The sequence below is a fragment of the Bradyrhizobium sp. 2TAF36 genome (genome assembly GCF_052114925.1).
GTDB classification, from domain to species: Bacteria; Pseudomonadota; Alphaproteobacteria; order Rhizobiales; family Xanthobacteraceae; genus Bradyrhizobium; species Bradyrhizobium barranii.
The window spans coordinates 43,060-59,683 of sequence record NZ_JBFRFR010000036.1 but is presented as its reverse complement, the minus strand read 5'-3'; the positions used below and the strand labels follow the sequence as shown (position 1 = coordinate 59,683).

General features: G+C 64.4%; 17 protein-coding genes. 12 read left to right on the top strand and 5 right to left on the bottom strand.

Annotation, left to right across the window (positions count from 1 at the left end):
• The first annotated feature begins 22 nt into the window (after positions 1–22).
• The 6 genes from AB4Z51_RS21760 to AB4Z51_RS21735 all read left to right on the top strand — a co-directional run bounded on the left by AB4Z51_RS21760 (position 23) and on the right by AB4Z51_RS21735 (position 6,828).
• Positions 23–1,771: a type I secretion system permease/ATPase gene (locus AB4Z51_RS21760; protein ID WP_085403449.1), complete on the top strand. Its 1,749-nt coding sequence runs from the start codon at positions 23–25 to the stop codon at positions 1,769–1,771.
• Positions 1,768–3,102 (top strand): HlyD family type I secretion periplasmic adaptor subunit, encoded by a 1,335-nt coding sequence (locus AB4Z51_RS21755; protein ID WP_441497943.1) that lies wholly within the window; start codon positions 1,768–1,770, stop codon positions 3,100–3,102. The genes AB4Z51_RS21760 and AB4Z51_RS21755 overlap by 4 nt, the downstream gene beginning before the upstream one ends.
• A gap of 215 nt (positions 3,103–3,317) precedes the next feature.
• Positions 3,318–4,787 carry an AMP nucleosidase gene (locus AB4Z51_RS21750; protein WP_208089042.1) on the top strand — a complete coding sequence of 490 codons (1,470 nt, stop codon included), beginning with the start codon at positions 3,318–3,320 and terminating at the stop codon, positions 4,785–4,787.
• A 120-nt stretch (positions 4,788–4,907) separates the two neighbouring features.
• Positions 4,908–5,525: a tetratricopeptide repeat protein gene (locus tag AB4Z51_RS21745; protein WP_208089041.1), complete on the top strand. Its 618-nt coding sequence runs from the start codon at positions 4,908–4,910 to the stop codon at positions 5,523–5,525.
• Between the two features lie 135 nt (positions 5,526–5,660).
• On the top strand, positions 5,661–5,936 hold the full coding sequence (locus AB4Z51_RS21740) for a DUF1488 family protein (RefSeq protein WP_063980827.1): 276 nt from the start codon (positions 5,661–5,663) through the stop codon (positions 5,934–5,936).
• Between the two features lie 124 nt (positions 5,937–6,060).
• A complete protein-coding gene (locus AB4Z51_RS21735) occupies positions 6,061–6,828 on the top strand; it encodes a hypothetical protein (protein ID WP_441497942.1) in 768 nt (255 codons plus the stop codon).
• Positions 6,829–6,857: 29 nt separating this feature from the next.
• Here AB4Z51_RS21735 and AB4Z51_RS21730 read toward each other — a convergent pair whose 3' ends face one another.
• A complete protein-coding gene (locus AB4Z51_RS21730) occupies positions 6,858–7,895 on the bottom strand; it encodes an alpha/beta hydrolase family protein (protein WP_441497941.1) in 1,038 nt (345 codons plus the stop codon).
• Positions 7,896–7,949: 54 nt separating this feature from the next.
• On the bottom strand, positions 7,950–8,432 hold the full coding sequence (locus AB4Z51_RS21725; protein WP_441497940.1) for a CinA family protein: 483 nt from the start codon (positions 8,430–8,432) through the stop codon (positions 7,950–7,952).
• Between the two features lie 141 nt (positions 8,433–8,573).
• Between AB4Z51_RS21725 and AB4Z51_RS21720 the strand changes: the two genes are divergently transcribed.
• The 3 genes from AB4Z51_RS21720 to AB4Z51_RS21710 are packed head-to-tail and all read left to right on the top strand — an operon-like array spanning position 8,574 to position 11,179.
• On the top strand, positions 8,574–9,632 hold the full coding sequence (locus AB4Z51_RS21720) for an amidohydrolase family protein (RefSeq protein ID WP_441497939.1): 1,059 nt from the start codon (positions 8,574–8,576) through the stop codon (positions 9,630–9,632).
• A 24-nt stretch (positions 9,633–9,656) separates the two neighbouring features.
• Entirely contained in the window at positions 9,657–10,766 is a 1,110-nt protein-coding gene (locus AB4Z51_RS21715) for an amidohydrolase family protein (RefSeq protein WP_441497938.1), read from the top strand.
• Positions 10,766–11,179: a Rieske (2Fe-2S) protein gene (locus AB4Z51_RS21710; protein ID WP_441497937.1), complete on the top strand. Its 414-nt coding sequence runs from the start codon at positions 10,766–10,768 to the stop codon at positions 11,177–11,179. The genes AB4Z51_RS21715 and AB4Z51_RS21710 overlap by 1 nt, the downstream gene beginning before the upstream one ends.
• Positions 11,180–11,293: 114 nt before the next feature.
• On the opposite strand, the gene AB4Z51_RS21705 is transcribed toward AB4Z51_RS21710, so the two are convergent.
• Entirely contained in the window at positions 11,294–12,625 is a 1,332-nt protein-coding gene (locus AB4Z51_RS21705) for an MFS transporter (protein WP_071916835.1), read from the bottom strand.
• A gap of 143 nt (positions 12,626–12,768) precedes the next feature.
• The gene (locus tag AB4Z51_RS21700) at positions 12,769–13,668 is read right to left on the bottom strand and encodes a transcriptional regulator GcvA (protein WP_441497936.1); all 900 of its coding nucleotides are present in this window, start codon (positions 13,666–13,668) and stop codon (positions 12,769–12,771) included.
• A gap of 110 nt (positions 13,669–13,778) precedes the next feature.
• Between AB4Z51_RS21700 and AB4Z51_RS21695 the strand changes: the two genes are divergently transcribed.
• Together AB4Z51_RS21695 and AB4Z51_RS21690 are read left to right on the top strand one after the other, a co-directional pair.
• Positions 13,779–13,982: a DUF1127 domain-containing protein gene (locus tag AB4Z51_RS21695; protein ID WP_063980835.1), complete on the top strand. Its 204-nt coding sequence runs from the start codon at positions 13,779–13,781 to the stop codon at positions 13,980–13,982.
• A 69-nt stretch (positions 13,983–14,051) separates the two neighbouring features.
• Positions 14,052–14,675, top strand: coding sequence for a GNAT family N-acetyltransferase (locus AB4Z51_RS21690; RefSeq protein WP_441497935.1), 624 nt, complete (start codon positions 14,052–14,054; stop codon positions 14,673–14,675).
• A gap of 54 nt (positions 14,676–14,729) precedes the next feature.
• Here the strand turns inward: AB4Z51_RS21690 and AB4Z51_RS21685 are convergent, their stop codons facing one another.
• Positions 14,730–15,569, bottom strand: a complete 840-nt coding sequence (locus AB4Z51_RS21685) for an oxidoreductase (RefSeq protein ID WP_441497934.1) — start codon at positions 15,567–15,569, stop codon at positions 14,730–14,732.
• A 119-nt stretch (positions 15,570–15,688) separates the two neighbouring features.
• Here AB4Z51_RS21685 and AB4Z51_RS21680 point away from each other — a divergent pair, with 119 nt between their 5' ends.
• Positions 15,689–16,579 carry a LysR family transcriptional regulator gene (locus AB4Z51_RS21680; protein ID WP_441497933.1) on the top strand — a complete coding sequence of 297 codons (891 nt, stop codon included), beginning with the start codon at positions 15,689–15,691 and terminating at the stop codon, positions 16,577–16,579.
• The last annotated feature ends 45 nt before the right edge of the window (positions 16,580–16,624 follow it).

Below are 16,624 nucleotides of genomic sequence, written 5' to 3'. Positions count from 1 at the left end.
TTACCCGAAAGAGATCAGACTGATGGCAGCCGTACCCGGCGTCCGCCGTTCAGAGCTCGGTGACGCCTTGCGTGCTTGTCGCACGGCGTTCGTCGGCGTCGGCTTGATGAGCTGCATGATCAACCTGCTCTATCTGACCGGGTCGATCTTCATGCTGGAGGTCTACGACCGGGTTCTGCCGAGCCGCAGCGTTCCGACTCTCGTCGGCCTGATCATCATCGCCAGCTTCCTCTATATGGCGCAGGGCATGCTCGACATGATCCGAAACCGGATCCTGGGGCGGATCGGCACGGCGCTTGATGAAGCCCTCAACAAGCGCGTGTTCGACACCGTCGTGCGCCTGCCGCTCTTGGTCGGCAGCCGCAACGAGGGCCTGCAGCCGCTGCGCGACCTCGACAATGTCCGCTCGTTCCTCGGCGGCATGGGCCCGAGCGCGTTCTTCGACCTGCCCTGGCTGCCGCTGTACCTGGCCATCTGCTTCGCCTTCCACGTCATGATCGGCCTCACCGCTCTGGTCGGCGCCATCATCCTGGTCGGGCTGACGCTGGTCACCGAATTCATGTCCCGCCAGCCGGCGAAGGACGCGATGGGCCTCGCCGCCCAGCGCAACGATCTCGCCGCCTCGAGCCGGCGCAACGCCGAAGTCATGGTCTCGATGGGCATGACCGGCCGGATGAACCAGCGCTGGAGCGAAGCCAACGAAAAATACCTCGACGGCAACCAGCGTGCGAGCGACGTCGCCGGCGGTCTCGGCGCGGTCGCAAAAGTACTGCGCATGATGCTGCAATCGGCCGTGCTCGCGGTCGGCGCCTATCTCGTCATCCACCAGGAAGCGACCGCCGGCATCATCATCGCCGGCTCGATCCTTTCCGCCCGCGCGCTCGCGCCGGTCGATCTCGCCATCGCGCACTGGAAATCCTTTGTCGCGGCACGTCAGAGCTGGCAGCGCCTCACGCGCCTGCTGGAGCAGATGCCGCCGCAGACGATGCCGACCCAGTTGCAGGCGCCCACCAGTCGTCTGTCGGTCGAGGGCATCGCCATGGTGCCGCCGGGCGATCAGCGCCTCATCGTGCAGGACGTCAGCTTCGCGCTCACCGCCGGCAATGGCCTCGGCGTGATCGGGCCGAGCGGCTCCGGCAAATCGTCGCTGATCCGCGCGCTGGTCGGCGTCTGGCATCCGGTCCGTGGCAAGGTGCGGCTCGACGGCGCGGCGCTCGACCAGTGGGCCTCCGACATGCTCGGCCGCCACATCGGCTATCTGCCGCAGGACGTCGAATTGTTCGGCGGCACCATCGCGCAGAACATCAGCCGTTTCGATCCCGAGGCCACCTCTGACGGCATCATTTCCGCGGCGAAGGAAGCCGGCGTGCACGAGATGATCATCAAGATGCGCGAGGGCTACAACACACAGGTCGGCGAGCAGGGCACCGCGCTCTCCGCGGGCCAGGCGCAGCGCGTGGCGCTGGCGCGCGCGCTCTACGGCAGCCCGTTCCTGATCGTGCTCGACGAGCCAAATTCCAATCTCGACACCGAAGGCGACGAGGCGCTGACCCGCGCGATCCGCAGCGCGCGCGAGCGCGGCGCCATCGTCATCGTGGTGGCGCACCGCCCGATCGGCGTCGAGGCGGTTGATCAGATCCTGGTGCTGCGCGACGGCCGTATGCAGGCGTTCGGACCGAAGGAGCAGGTGCTTGCCCAGGTGCTCCAGCCGCGCGTGACGCCGCCGGCACCGATCAAGATCGTCAGCGAAGGCGGAGTGCCCAAGTCATGAGCACGATGGCTATCGGCGGCGGAAAGCCCGCCGCGAAGAGGACCGTGCGGGATTCCATCAGGTTTCATCTGATGCTCGGGCTGGCCATCGTGCTGGCCCTCGTCATCGGTCTCGGCGGCTGGGCGTCGACGGTGYAGATCTCGGGGGCCCTGATCGCGCCGGGCCAGGTCGTGGTCGAATCCAACGTCAAGAAGGTGCAGCATCCGACCGGCGGCGTGGTCGGCGAGCTGCGTGCCCGCGACGGCGACGTGGTCAAGGCCGGCGATATCGTGGTGCGGCTCGACGACACGGTCACCAAGGCGAACCTCGCCATCGTCACCAAGAATCTCGACGCCGCGCTGGCGCGCACGGCGCGGCTCCAGGCCGAGCAGCGCGGTGTCGACAAGATCGAGTTTCCGCAATCGCTCCTCGATCGCGGCAACGATCCCGACGTCAAGAACCTGCTCTCCGCCGAAACCAAGTTGTTCGACGTCCGCGTCAATGGCCGCGCCGGGCAGAAGGCGCAGCTCCGCGAGCGTGTCCAGCAGCTCAACGAGGAGATCGAAGGACTCTCCGCGCAGGAAAAGGCCAAGGACAGGGAGATCGTCCTGGTGCAGCAGGAGCTGGTCGGTGTCCGCGATCTCTATGAGAAACACCTGGTGCAGATCTCCCGCCTCACCACGCTGGAACGCGACAGCGCCCGCCTCAACGGCGAGCGCGCGCAATACATCGCCTCGCGCGCGCAGGCCAAGGGCAAGATCACCGAGACCGAGCTCCAGATCATCCAGGTCGACAAGGACATGGTGAGCGAGGTCTCCAAGGATCTGCGCGAGACCAACGACAAGATCGGTGAAATGATCGAGCGCAAGGTCGCCGCCGAAGACCAGCTCCGCCGTGTCGACATCCGCGCGCCGCAGGACGGCATGGTGCTGCAATCGACCGTGCATACCGTCGGTGGCGTCGTCACCGCCGGCGACGCGCTGATGCTGATTGTGCCGCAGGCCGACGATCTCCAGGTCGAGGCCAAGGTCAATCCTGTCGATATCGACAAACTCCAGATCGGTCAGAAGACGCTGCTGCGCCTGTCTGCGTTCAACCAGCGCACCACGCCGGAGCTCAACGGGGTCGTCAGCCGCGTGTCGCCCGACGTCACCACCGACCAGCGCACCGGGCAGAGCTACTACACCATCCGCGTATCGATGCCCGCGGAAGAGGTCGCCAAGCTCGGCGACTCCAAGCTGATCCCCGGCATGCCGGCGGAAGCCTTCGTCCAGACCGGCGACCGCACCATGTTGTCCTATCTGATGAAGCCGCTGCACGACCAGCTGATGCGGGCATTCCGCGAGAAGTGACGCGCGAAAGCGCGTCATCCCGGAGCGCGCTTAGCGCGCATCCGGGATCTCGGGCGACATACGCGATCTCGTAGGGTGGGCAAAGGCGCAACGCGCCGTGCCCACCGCTCTTCGTGCGATGGTCAAGATGGTGGGCACGCTTCGCTTTGCCCACCCTACAGGACCGCCTTCTTTGCTATAGTTCGACTCAAGCCCAGCAACCCGGCGGTCGAACAATGCAATCCCCACCCTCCATCGCCACCAAATCCTTCACCGACGCCGCCCTCGCCGTCGCCCGCCTCGAGGAAATCTACGAGCGCAACACGAAATTCCTGCGCGACCGGTTCGAGGCCTATGTCAACGGCGAGGCGATCACGACGCGGGTGCGGGCCTATTATCCCTTCGTCCGCGTCACCACCGCGACGTATGCGCGGCTGGACTCGCGTCTCGCCTACGGCTTCGTCGCCGGCCCCGGCGTGCACGAGACCAGCGTTACGCGGCCGGATCTGTTCCGCGCCTATCTCACCGAGCAGATCGGGCTGTTGATCCAGAACCACGGCGTTCCCGTCGAGATCGGCGAATCCGCCGAGCCGATCCCGATCCACTTCGCCTATCGCCGCGACATCAATATCGAAGCCGCAATCACCACCAGCGAGAATTCTCTTGTGACGCGATCGCTGCGCGACGCGTTCGACGTGCCTGATCTCGCCACCATGGACGATTCGATCGCCGACGGCACCTTCGAGCTCCAGCCCGGCGCGCCCGAGCCGTTGTCTCTGTTCCGCGCCGCCCGTGTCGATTATTCGCTGCGGCGGCTCTATCACTACACCGGCACCGATCCCGAGCATTTCCAGAATTTCGTGATCTTCACCAACTACCAGTTCTATGTCGATGCCTTCGCGCAGCTCTGCCAGCAGCGGCTGCAGTCCGGCGAAGCCGGCCTCGAAGCCTTCGTCGCGCCGGGCAATGTGATCACGGGCAGCGGCGGCGCAACCAGCGGGGTGGCGCCTGCCCGCGCGCCGCAGATGCCGGCTTTCCATCTGGTCGCGCCTGGCTATCGCGGCATCACCCTGATCAACATCGGCACCGGCCCGTCGAACGCGCGCAACGTCACCGACCACGTTGCTGTGCTGCGCCCGCATGCCTGGCTGATGCTCGGCCATTGCGCAGGCCTGCGCAACACGCAGCGGCTCGGCGACTACGTGCTCGCCCACGGCTATGTACGTGAGGACCACGTGCTCGACCGCGAGCTGCCGCTCTGGGTGCCGATCCCGGCACTGGCCGAGATGCAAGTCGCGCTCGAACAGGCGGTCGAGGACGTCACCGGCCTCGAAGGTTTCGAGCTGAAGCGCCTGATGCGCACGGGCACCGTCGCGAGCGTCGACAACCGCAACTGGGAGATCTCGGGGCCCGAGGTGATCCGCCGTATGTCGCAGTCGCGCGCGGTCGCGCTCGACATGGAATCGGCCGCGATCGCCGCCAACGGCTACCGCTTCCGCGTTCCCTACGGCACGCTACTGTGCGTCTCCGACAAGCCGCTGCATGGCGAGATCAAGCTCGCGGGCATGGCCAGCGAATTCTACCGCCGCCGCGTCGGCCAGCATCTCGAGATCGGCCTGAAGGCGCTGGAGCGGCTCAAGCAGCAGGAATCGGAACGGCTGCATTCGCGAAAGCTGCGAAGCTTCGCCGAGGTCGCGTTCCAGTAAAGGACAACGTGACTGTCGTACGAACGCTGACGTCTCTGTGAGCACAGTGTCCCGGAATATCGCGGCCGACGCAGTGTTATCACGTCGTCCGGGGCCGCTTGAACAGGACAGGAGGCAGACATGATCACAGCGATGATCAGGCTCGTCACGCTCGGTACATTTGCGGCAGTACTGTTGAGCTCGCCGGCCTTTGCCGCCGGCGGCGGCGGTGGTGGTGGCGGGGGCGGCATCAGCTCCACTGATCCCTATGCCGGAGCCTATGCGGATCAGAGGCTGCAGCCGCAGCCAGTCTACCCGAAGCGCTGGGGCACCAAGGCAACACACAAAGGCAGGAAGCCGAACAACCAGTCCAGTATCGGCGATCCCGCCTTCGCGGCCGGCTACCGCGTGGCTTATGACACCATCTACGAGCGAAACGACTATGCGACCGCGATCGAGCAACTAAAATCGCTCGGCCATGACGACCATCCGAACGTCGCCAACCTCATCGGCTATTCCTACCGCAAGCTCGGCGACTACGAGCAGTCGCAGGTCTGGTACGAGCGCGCGTTGAAGGCAGATCCGAACCACGTATTGACGTGGCAGTATTACGGATTGTGGCAGCTCGAGCGGGGTAACCGCGAGCAGGCGCTCTATCATCTCAGCCGGATCGCTGCCATCTGCGGGACGGATTGTGAGGAGTATCGATCGCTGGCCGCGGCACTCGACAAGCCGACCGGCACGGCGCTCGCCTACTGACGTTGGAGCCGGGCCGACCGACGGAAGCTCACTGTTGATGAACATCGCATGACAGCGATGCCTCCTGGCGCGGGTGGTGACAAAGCGTCAGATTTTCAGCATTGTCCCGTTCGGGGGCGCGAACGGGACAATTGAATGCCGCTGTCGCGCGACAGGATCATCGGCCACGACCTCGAACGGTTGGCCTTTCGCTTCACGATGATGCGTGAGGATGAGGTCGTGCATTGCCAGATCAGCGATGCCGCGATGGACGAGCTCGCGGGCATGCAGGGTACCGAGAGCAGCGCGCGCCAGGCGCAGTTCCTATCCCTGCGTGAGACCATCGAGCGGCTCGCGTCGGATATCTATGACGAGGCGCCGCGGGTCCAGGGATATGTGGTGCGGATCTTCATGCGGCATCTGGCAAGATAGCAGGGCATGCCTGCAACTCGTCATGGCCGCGAAAGGATTCATTAAGGGCAGCCTGTAGTTGCAATGGATGGCGGTGACCCGGCGTGAGATGATCTCTCGCGGTAACCCACACCAAAACTCTCACATGACCAGAAGATCAATCCTGCTGCTCCTCGTCGTCGCCCTGCTGGCCGGAAACCTGGCATATGCGAGCCTCTCCGGGCCGAGCGCGTTTGCGCGCGATTTCGATCAGAACATCGCGCGTTATCCGCTGGCCGCATCGATCGCCCACAGCGATCCGAGTCTCAGGCAGATATTCCTTCGAGAGACTGAGGCGGCGTTCAATGAAGGCGGATGGCCCGCCGCCAGTGGTGTGCTCAACTTGATCCTGGCCACCGAGATGGAAGCCTATGCCGACGACGAGCACATCAATGCCGTGGACCGGGCGAAACTGGCGGCGCTTCTGAAGCTCGCGAGCGACCCATTGGCATGCAAATCCTACCTTTTGGCTGGTTCCCAGCCCGGTGAGTTTGCGGACGCAGCGCAAGAGTTTGCGGATCTTGGGTCGGCACATCGGGCGGCGATCGAAAACGGCTTCGAACGCAAGATGAAGGGTGTAGCCCGGGCAGAACCGAGCGATGCGGAGCTCGCGGCGATCGAAACGCAATTGCGTCTGGGGCCATTCGTGGAGCTCACCCGGCAGGAGCTTGGCGCCCAGTCGAGATACCTCGGCGGCAACGCTGCTCTGATGTGCAGCGCGGCGACCAAGAAGCAGCTCAATCTGCTTTCAATGGACAGTGCCGACTCGGCCTCCGCCTCGCGCATGCGGAGAGCCAGGAATTACAACATCGATGTCGCCGAGGTTCGCGCGAAGCTCTGCCGCGAGCCCGGCAACGGCTTGTCCTGCTCTTAGGCCGGCGCGGCGCCGGGCCGAGGGCCGCGTCACGGCTTGGCGCTTTCGGCGAAATGCTTGCGAAAGAACGCGACGACATCTGCGTGAAGGCGTCGGTGGAAATCGACGCGATCGAAATCCGGCGCATCGGTGCAGACGGCGGGCGCCTCCCGGGCGTCCTTTGGGGTGCAGGTCGCGAGGAAGGAGAAATGCCGGGCATTGTCCACGAAATGGTAGTCCGGCTTGATCGGAAGCCTTTGATTGATCGCTGCCGCACAGCATCCGGATAGACCATCGGCATTCTGCGCGGGGTCAGAACTCCACAATTGAACCGGCACTGTTATTGCTTTCAGATTCTCCTCCGGGAAGACGAACACCGGATAGGGATCGATGATGACCGCGGCCTTGACGCGCTTGTCATGGGTCGTCGGCTGATCAGGAAGCTCGCCGCTTTCGAGTTGTTTGCACGCCTTCAGGCTGGACGTCTCGCAATTCGGCAATCCCTTGCGCAGATCGGGATTGCCGCCGATGACGACGAGGCCGGTGTAGCCGCCAAACGAAAACCCGTAGAACCCGATGCGCTGAGGATCGATGCGGGATGCGTCCGGCCACCCGTCCAGCATATAGTCGATCAGCCGGCTCATATCCGTGGGGCGCTCGACGAGAACCGAAAGACTGTCGGTGCGGCTGGTGTCACGCATGGTGTCGCCGGGATGATTGAGCGCCGCAACGACGAACCCGGCATCGGCCAAAGCCGCGGCCGTGTCATGGTGACCGCCGAACCATCCTCGGCGGCCGTGCGACATCACGATGAGTGGAAGCTTTTCTCCGGTGACCGGACATGCGGGCACGGCGAAGAAGGTGGCGCCACGCGCATCCATCTCGCGAGGTGGCTCTGCACACGGAGTCCAGACCAGCAATCGGATTGCCGGTCCCGCCGGACCGGCAGGAATGTCGAAGTTTCTGACCCCGGCGGCTTGAGCCGTTGTTATCCCAAGGACGAGCAGGGCAGCGAATACGAACGCAGGAAGTTGCATCATTGCTCCTATCGCGCCTGGGCGGTGACGCGCTTGCTCATGCGCCGGCACGACGGTCAGTCCGGCTGGAGATCGGGAGCGCGTGCGGTTCCCATGTGAGGGCGTTCACCCCTCCAGCTTCCTCAGCAACAGCTTCAGCGCCGTGGCAGCAAAGATCTGCATGTTCGCAAACCGGTCGTTGTTGCCCGTCTCCAGCGTGATCACCTCTGCCGCAGGTCCCGAAACCGCCATGCAACTGTGCCCGGCGGCGTCGCCATAGCGGTTGCCGGTGGGGCCGGCGGCGCCGGTTTCGGACAGGCCCCAGTCGCAGCCGAAGCGGCTGCGCATCTGTTCGGCGAGGAGTCTCGCATATGGCTCCGACGAGGAGCGAAAGCCTTTCATTCCTTCGTCCGAAATATCCATCAGCACGCGCCTGGCATCGCGGGTGTAGACCACGGCGCCGCCGAGGAAATAGGCGGAGGCGCCGGGTACCGCGAGCAGGCTGGCCGAGATCAGGCCGCCGGTCGAGGATTCAGCCACTGCAATGGTCTGTTTGCGCGCGATTAGTCGGGCCGCAACCTGTTCCGCAATGCCGACGAGCTCTTTCATCCCTTTAACCTCTCAGTCCTCGCAACGGAGCTGTGCCTTCCTAGCATATGACAGCGGCCTTGGCCGAGTTGCAGGCGACGGGCAGGCCTGCTTGAATGGTGGGCAAGACAAAACGTGACGAGGAAACGTGAAGGAGACGTGATGGCGTCCCTGATCGCCGGCGGGGTGGATTGCGACGTGCATCCGGCCGTGCCGCATCTGACCAGCCTGCTGCCGTACTTGAATGACTATTGGCGCGATCAGGTGACGACGMGCGGCATGGTCGACCTTGTCTCGCAATCCTATCCGCAGAACTCGCCGATCGTTGCGCGTCCCGATTGGCGGCCGGAAACCGGCAAGCCCGGCGCAAGCCTGGAGGACATGCAGCGCCATCTGCTCGACCCCTTCCAGCTTAAGCACGCCATCTGCAATCCACTCTACGGCGTGCAGATGGTGTTTTCGGAAGATCTGCAGGCCGCCTTCTGCCGCGCGCTAAACGAGTGGCTGGTGAAGGAATGGCTCGATCGCGATTCACGGCTGCGTGGTTCGATCGTGATCCCCACGCAAAGTGTCGAGAAAGCCGTCGCCGAGATCGAGCGCTGCGCACAGGACCGCCGCTTCGTACAGGTGCTGATGCTGGTCATGGGCGACACGCCGCTCGGCAAGCGCGCGCTGTGGCCGATCTACGAGGCGGCAGAACGGCTCCAGCTGCCCGTCGGGATTCACGCCGGTTCCGCCTATCACAATCCGCCGACTGCAGTGGGCTGGGGTTCCTATCACATCGAGGATTATGTCGGTCAGGCCCAGGCGTTCCAGACTCAGCTCACCAGTCTGATCGTCGAGGGCGTGTTCGCCAAATATCCGCGGCTGAAAATGGTCATGCTTGAATCCGGCGTCTCCTGGATCTCCCCTTTTCTCTGGCGCCTGCACAAGTTCTGGCGCGGGGTGCGAATGGAGACGCCATGGGTCGATCGCGCGCCGCTCGACATTGTGCGCAGCAACATCCGGTTCTCTTTACAGCCATTTGATGCGCCGCCGGAACCTGAGACATTAATTCGCCTGTTTGATCATATGCAGTCCGACGAATTGGTTCTATTCTCCACGGACTATCCGCACTGGCAATTCGACGGCCAGGACGCGCTGCCCGAGGGCCTCACCCCCGATCTCGTGCGCAAGATCATGATCGAAAATCCGCATGCGACCTATCCCCGCCTGACTTAGCCCGCTGCCAAAGGAGGCAAGGCGATGAATGTCCAATTCCGCGAGAGCACCGAAGCCGCTTCCCCACTGACCGTCAAAACCGCAATCGCGGACTGCGACATCCATCCGGCACGCGCCACCCGCACCGAGCTCTATCCTTATCTGGCGAAACGCTGGCAGCATCATCTCGAAGTCTACGGCGTCCATGCCTACCAGGGCATGATGGAAGGCCCGCCCTATCCGAAGGCCCAGCCCAACGCATCGCGTCGCGACGCCTATCCGCCGGAAGGCGGGCCGCAGGGCTCTTCGTTGTCCTTCATGCAGAAGCAGCTGCTCGATCCCAACAACGTGGAACTCGGCGTGCTCAATCCGCTCAACACCGGGCAGGGCATCCGCAATCACGAGCTCTCGGCGGCGCTGTGCTCGGCGATCAACGACTGGCAGATCGACAAATGGACCAGCAAGGACAAGCGCCTGAAGGCGTCCATAGTCGTGGGCAATGAGGACGGCCTGTCGGCCGCCGCTGAGATCCGCGAGCGCGCCGGCGACAAGAATTTCGTGCAGGTGCTGCTGCTCAGCCGCAATGTCGAGCCGCTCGGCCAGCGCCGTTACTGGCCGATCTACCAGGCCGCGGAAGAGGCAGGGCTTCCCGTCGGCGTGCACGCTTTCGGCTTCGGCGGCAATCCGATCACGCCGTCCGGCTGGCCTTCCTATTACATCGAGGAGATGGTGGGCCACTCGCAGTGCCAGCAATCGGCGCTGGCGAGCCTTGTCTTGGAAGGTGTGTTCGAGCGCTTTCCGAAGCTGAAGATGGTGATGATCGAGGCCGGCTTCGGCTGGGCCCCGTCGCTCGCCTGGCGGCTCGACAAGGTCTGGCACCGGCTGCGCAGCGAAGTGCCGCATGTGAAGCGGCCGCCGTCGGAATATATCCGCGAGCAGGTGTGGTGGACCACGCAGCCGATGGAGGACCCGGAGCGTCGCGAGGACCTGTTCGACGTCATCAAATGGATCGGCTGGGACCGTCTGCTGTTCGCGACCGACTATCCGCATTGGGACTATGACGAGCCGTCGCGCGTGCTGCCGGCGGGCGTCAGCGACGCCAACCGCGAAGCGTTCTATCTCGGCAATGCGCGCAAGCTCTATGGGATTGCTTGATGGCGCGGCACGTGATTGCGGCGGTGGATGAGCTTCCGCCGGGCACGCGAAAATTTCTGGAGATCGACGGACGGCCGATCGCGGTCTTCAACATCAAGGGTGAGTATTTCGGCCTGATGAACCGCTGCCCGCATCAGGGCGCGGCGCTGTGCGAGGGCCCGCTGATCGGGCTCGCGCAATCAAAGGATCCCGGCGAGATCGAATACACCAAGCTCGGCGAGATCATCCGCTGCCCCTGGCACGGTTGGGAGTTCGACATCCGCACCGGCCAGTCTTATTGCGACCCCCGCCGCTTCCGCGTGAAGGCCTATCAGGCGCATGTCGAGCCGGGCGCGAGCGTGGTGAAGGGGCCCTATGTCGCCGAGACGATTCCGGTGAAGGTCGAGAGCGATTACGTGGTGGTGGAGCTTTAGGTTGCTGTCATTCCGGGGCGATGCGAAGCATCGAGCCCGGAATCCATCGTGCCGCAAGAATGTTGGGAGAAATGGATTCCGGGTTCGCCTCTTCGAGGCGCCCCGGAATGACCATCAGTGGCTCACCGCCGGCGCCGCTTCACCGGTCGCATCGTACGTCGTCACCGCTTGGCGGCCACCGCGATAGACGATCGATGCGGCAATGATGCCAAGCGCAGCGGCGAACATCAGCCAGAAGCCGGGTGAGGCTTTGTTGCCGGTGTAGTCGATCAGCAAGGTCGAGGCGAATGGCGTGAACGTGCCGAACAGCGCAGCGGCGAGCGCGAAGGCCAGCGAGAAGCAGGTGGTGCGGACATGCGCCGGCACGATCTCGACGAGAGCACCGAGCATGGTGCCGCTATACATGCCGAAATAGAACGAGAACAACATCTCGACCGCGAGCAGTTTGCCGAAAGTCGGCGCGGCGACCAGCCAGGACAGTGCCGGGTAGGCGGTGACGAGCGCCAGGCCGGCGATTGCGAGCAGTACCGGCTTGCGGCCGATGCGATCGGACAGCGCGCCGCCGACGGGATTCCAGAAGAAGTTGGTCACGGCGACGAGCAGCGTCACGAGCAGTGCGTCCTGCGTCGAGAGCTTCAGCACCGTCTTGCCGAAGGTCGGCGTGTACACGGTGACGAAGTAGAATGTCGTCGTGGTCAGGACCGCGATCATCATGCCGAGGATGACGATGCGCCAGTTGGCGAGCGCGGAGGCGAACACCTCGTTTGCCGTCGGGTGCTTCTTCATGGCGAGGAAGGCCGGCGTTTCCTCGAGCGTCCGCCGCAGCATGAAGATCAGGGGAATGATGAGGCAACCGACGAAGAAGGGAATGCGCCAGCCCCAGGCGGTCACGACGTCCGCCGGCATCACCTCGGACAGGATGAAGCCGAGGATCGAGGCCACGAAGATCGCGACCTGCTGGCTCGACGACTGGAACGAGGTGTAGAAGCCGCGATTGCCGGGCGTGGAGATCTCCGCGAGATAGACCGAGACGCCGCCGAGCTCGACGCCGGCGGAGAATCCCTGCAGCAGGCGGCCGATCAGCACGATGACGGGCGCCGCGATGCCGATGGTCGCATAGCTCGGGCAGAAAGCGATCACGACGGTGCCGATGGCCATGATGCCGAGCGTGACGATCAGGCCCTGGCGGCGGCCGATGCGGTCGATGTAGGCGCCGAGCACGATCGCGCCGACGGGGCGCATCAGCGCGCCGAGCCAGAACACGCCAAAAGTGTTGAGCAGCGAGGCTGTCTCGTTACTGGAGGGAAAGAACGCCTTGCCGATGGCGGCGGCATAGAAGCCGAACAGGAAGAAATCGAACTGCTCGAGAAAATTGCCGGAGGTGGCGCGCAGGATCGCGCCGATGCGCGACTTGATCTCGGGCGGATTGGTTGCTGGTCCAGCCATGACGTTTCTCCCCTGGAAGGCGCGGCCGGACCGGAACTCATTTCACGGCAAGGCATCAGATTGTCGGCTGCGACAATCTGTCCTACCCCTCTCGCGCGGGGCGCGGCGAGTCAATCGATTTCACCGGGGAAGCTGATGATTTTTCACGCTTTATTCTGCGTTGCAGCGATCATCCACTCGCGGAACGCGGCCAGCTTCGGCGCCTCGCGCCGGCCCTCCGGCGCGACCAGGTAGAAGCCGGCATCGGCCGGCAGCGCGATCTTGAAGGGCACCACGAGCCGGCCCTTGGCGATGTCGTCCTGGACGTAGGAGGTTCGCCCCATTGCCACGCCGATGCCGTCGATCGCGGCCTGGATGGTCATGAAGATCATGTCGAAGGTGATGCCGGGCTGCCTGGCGATGTCGCCCGGAAGGCCGGCCGCCGTCAGCCACAGCCGCCAGTCATCGCTGTTGGCATTGGAGGTGTGCAGCAGCGGATAGCCTTTGAGATCCTCAGGTTGGCGCAGCGGCTTGTCGCCGCGCAGCAGCGACGGACTGCACACCGGAAACAGCTCGTCCGCCATCAGCCAGTCGGCGCGCAGGCCCGGCCATTGACCGCGGCCATAGCGAATCGCGGCATCGACATTGTCGCGCTGGAAATCGACGAGGCTGGTCGAGGTGGTGATGCGGACGTCGATGCCGGGGTGCTGCTCCTGGAAATCGGCCAGCCGCGGCAGCAGCCATTTCGCGGCGAGCGATGCCAGCGTCGAGACGGTCAGCACCTTGTCGTCGTCCTTGCGCAGCAGTCGGTCGGTCGCGAGGCGGAGGTCGTTGAAGGCGGCGCGGACGCCCGGCAAATAGTCGCGCGCTTCCGGCGTCAGCGCCAGCGCGCGGTTCTGCCGGACGAACAGCCGGATGCCGAGCTCCTCCTCGAGCCGCCGGATCTGATGGCTGATCGCGGTCTGGGTCACGTTCAGCTCGGACGCGGCCAGCGTGAAGCTGAGATGGCGCGCGGCGGCCTCAAAGGCCCGCAATCCGTTCAGGGAGGGCAATCTGGCAGTCATCTGGCAGCAGGATGCATGACGTTATTTCATGCGAAGGGGTACAAATTGTCGTTTGTCGCAGCGCGGTAGCAAGCAGATATTAGCGGTCAAGTTAGCTCAAGGAGCTGAAAATGTCTACTTTGACCCACAATTCGATGACAAATCATCATGCACCCGGCCTCATCCAGCAGATCGGCGAGACGCTTCACGTCTGGCACGAGCGTTACCGCACCCGGCGTGAGCTGACCCACTGGACGGCCCGCGATCTCCACGACGTCGGCCTGTCCTGGACCGACATCGCCTACGAGGCTGACAAACCCTTCTGGCGGGCCTGATTGGCCGCCAGGCCGGCGCCGCCTGATCACAGGGGCGCCGGCGGTCCCTCTTTCCGCAGGGCTCGTGTCATGAGCACTCTTCGCCTGGAAGATCTGAAGCAATATTCGGACGTGCTGCGCACCCGGCAGGGTGAGGCGATCAACATCCGCTTCGTCGAGCCGCGCGACACCGAGGAGCTTCAACACTATTTCCGCTCGCTCTCGACCCGCTCCCGCTACAACCGCTTCTTCGGTGCGATCAGCGAATTGCCGAAGGGCCTGCTGAGCGAATTCCTCGATGTCGGAGCGCGCGAGCGCTTTACCGTTGTGGCGACCAAGATGGTCGACGGCTTCGAGACCATCGTCGCCGAGGCGCGCTACGCCTTCCATGCCGAAACCTCCACACTCGAGTTCGGCCTGTCGGTCGACGATCGCTGGCAGGGCCACGGCGTCGCCACCGCGCTGATGAAGAATCTCGAATGCCGCGCGGCCGCGCTCGGTGCCGAGCACATGTTCGGCGACACGCTGCGCTCCAACGAGACCATGATCTCGCTCGCCCGCAAATCTGGTTTCGCTTTCGTCAACCATCCCGATGACTGGAAGCTGGTGCGCTTCGACAAGGAGATCAACGTCGCACCGAAAGACATTCCCTGCGCGAGCTGGCGCCTCGTCGCCCTTTCCCGTCAGGCCGACAGCCCCTCAGCCTCGGCCTGACACCACTCCGAGCCCGGCCTGGTCATCCAGAGCCGGGCCTTTTTTTGCCTTCGCTCAAGCGCCGTCATTGGTGAAGTCGGTCGAGGTCGCGACTGATCGCCATCCCGCCAGCTCCCGCGCAACGAATGCGTTCTTCGCCTCGATCCGCTCCACCGTGTCGCTGCCGAGCGGCAGGCGCAGCGGTGGGTTCTTGGCATCGACCAGCGTCAGGAAGGCCTGCGCCAGCTTGCGCGGATCGCCGCGCTGGCCGTGGTTGAATTCGACGGCGTGAGCGCGGGTCTTGCCGACGCTCTCGTGATAGTCGTCGATCACCTGCGCGGTGCGCGACAGCGAGGTGTCGTCGAGGAAGTCGGTGCGGAAGAAGCCGGGCTCGACCACGGTGACCTTGATGCCGAGCGGCGCGACTTCGCCGGCCAGCGCTTCGCTGATTCCCTCGACCGCGAACTTGGTCGCGCCATAGACGCCMCAGCCGGGATAGCCGGTGTAGCCGCCGACCGACGAGATGTTGATGACGTGGCCCGAGCGCTGGCGGCGCATATGCGGCAGCACCGCGCGGGTGACGCCGAGCAGGCCGAACACATTCGTGCCGAACAGTTTTTGCGTCTCAGCGCCGCTGGCCTCCTCGATCGCGCCGAGCAGGCCGTAGCCGGCATTGTTGACCAGGATATCGATGCGCCCGAAGCGCTTCACAGCCTGGCCCGCCGCCTCATGCGCCTCGGCCTCGCTGGTGACGTCGAGCCGGGTGGCCAGCAGGCGCTCGTGCGTGCCGAGGCGCGTGGTGACCGTGGACGGATCGCGCGCGGTCGCGACCACGGCATCGCCCGCCTTCAAGGCGGCCTCGGCGATCAACGCGCCAAATCCGCGGGATGCTCCTGTGATGAACCAGACACGCATGATGTTGCCCTTTCCATTTTGGCCCGGCGGTGTGCGGAGCCGATGGGCAAGGTGTAGCGGCTCGCCATAGCTGAGATAATCCGCTATATGCTTTGCAAGCTGCTGAGAATAATTCATCAATGCGGATCGACCCGTCCGACCTCGCGACCTTCCTGGCCATTGCCCGCCACCGCAGTTTTCGCGCGGCGGCGACCGAGCTTGGCGTCACGCCATCGGCGCTGTCCCACGCTTTGCGCAATGTCGAAGAGCGGCTCGGCCTGCGCCTCGTCAACCGCACCACCCGCAGCGTCGCGCTCACCGAGGCTGGCGAGCGGCTGTTTGCCCGCATCACGCCGGCCTTTCGCGACATCGACGACGCGCTCGAGGACCTCAACAATTTCCGCGGCAAGCCCGCCGGGACGCTGCGCCTCACCGCCGCGCGCCAGTCCGCGCAGCTGGTGCTGCTTCCGATCGTGACGCGCTTTCTGAAAGCGTTCCCCGACGTCAGCGTCGAGATCGTCATCAACGACGCCCTGATCGACATGGTTGCGGCCGGCTTCGATGCCGGCGTCCGCTTCGGCGAAACCATCGCCGCTGACATGATCGCGGTGCCGATCGGCCCGCGGCACCGCTTTGCCGTGGTCGGCACGCCCGCGTTCTTCAAATCGCACAAGCCGCCCACCACGCCGCGCGACCTGAAAGGCCTGCCCTGCATCCGCTATCGCTTCACCTCAGGCGCGCTCTATCATTGGGAATTCGAGCGCGGCGGCATCGAGCTCGCGATCGACGTCACCGGACCGCTGACGATGAACGACCAGGACCTGATGGTGGATGCAGCACTCGACGGCATCGGGCTCGCCTACGTGTTTGAGGCGCAGGTCGAAGCGCTGCTGGCCAAGCGCAAGCTGGTGCGCGTGCTCGCCGACTGGTGCCCGGCCTATCCCGGCTTCTTCCTGTACTACCCAAGCCGCCGCCAATTGCCGGCAGCGCTGCGCGCGTTCGTGGATTTTGCGAGGGCGCCCGCCAAGTAGTGAGCTGCGTAGCCCGGATGGAGCGAAGCGCAATCCGGGATTCGT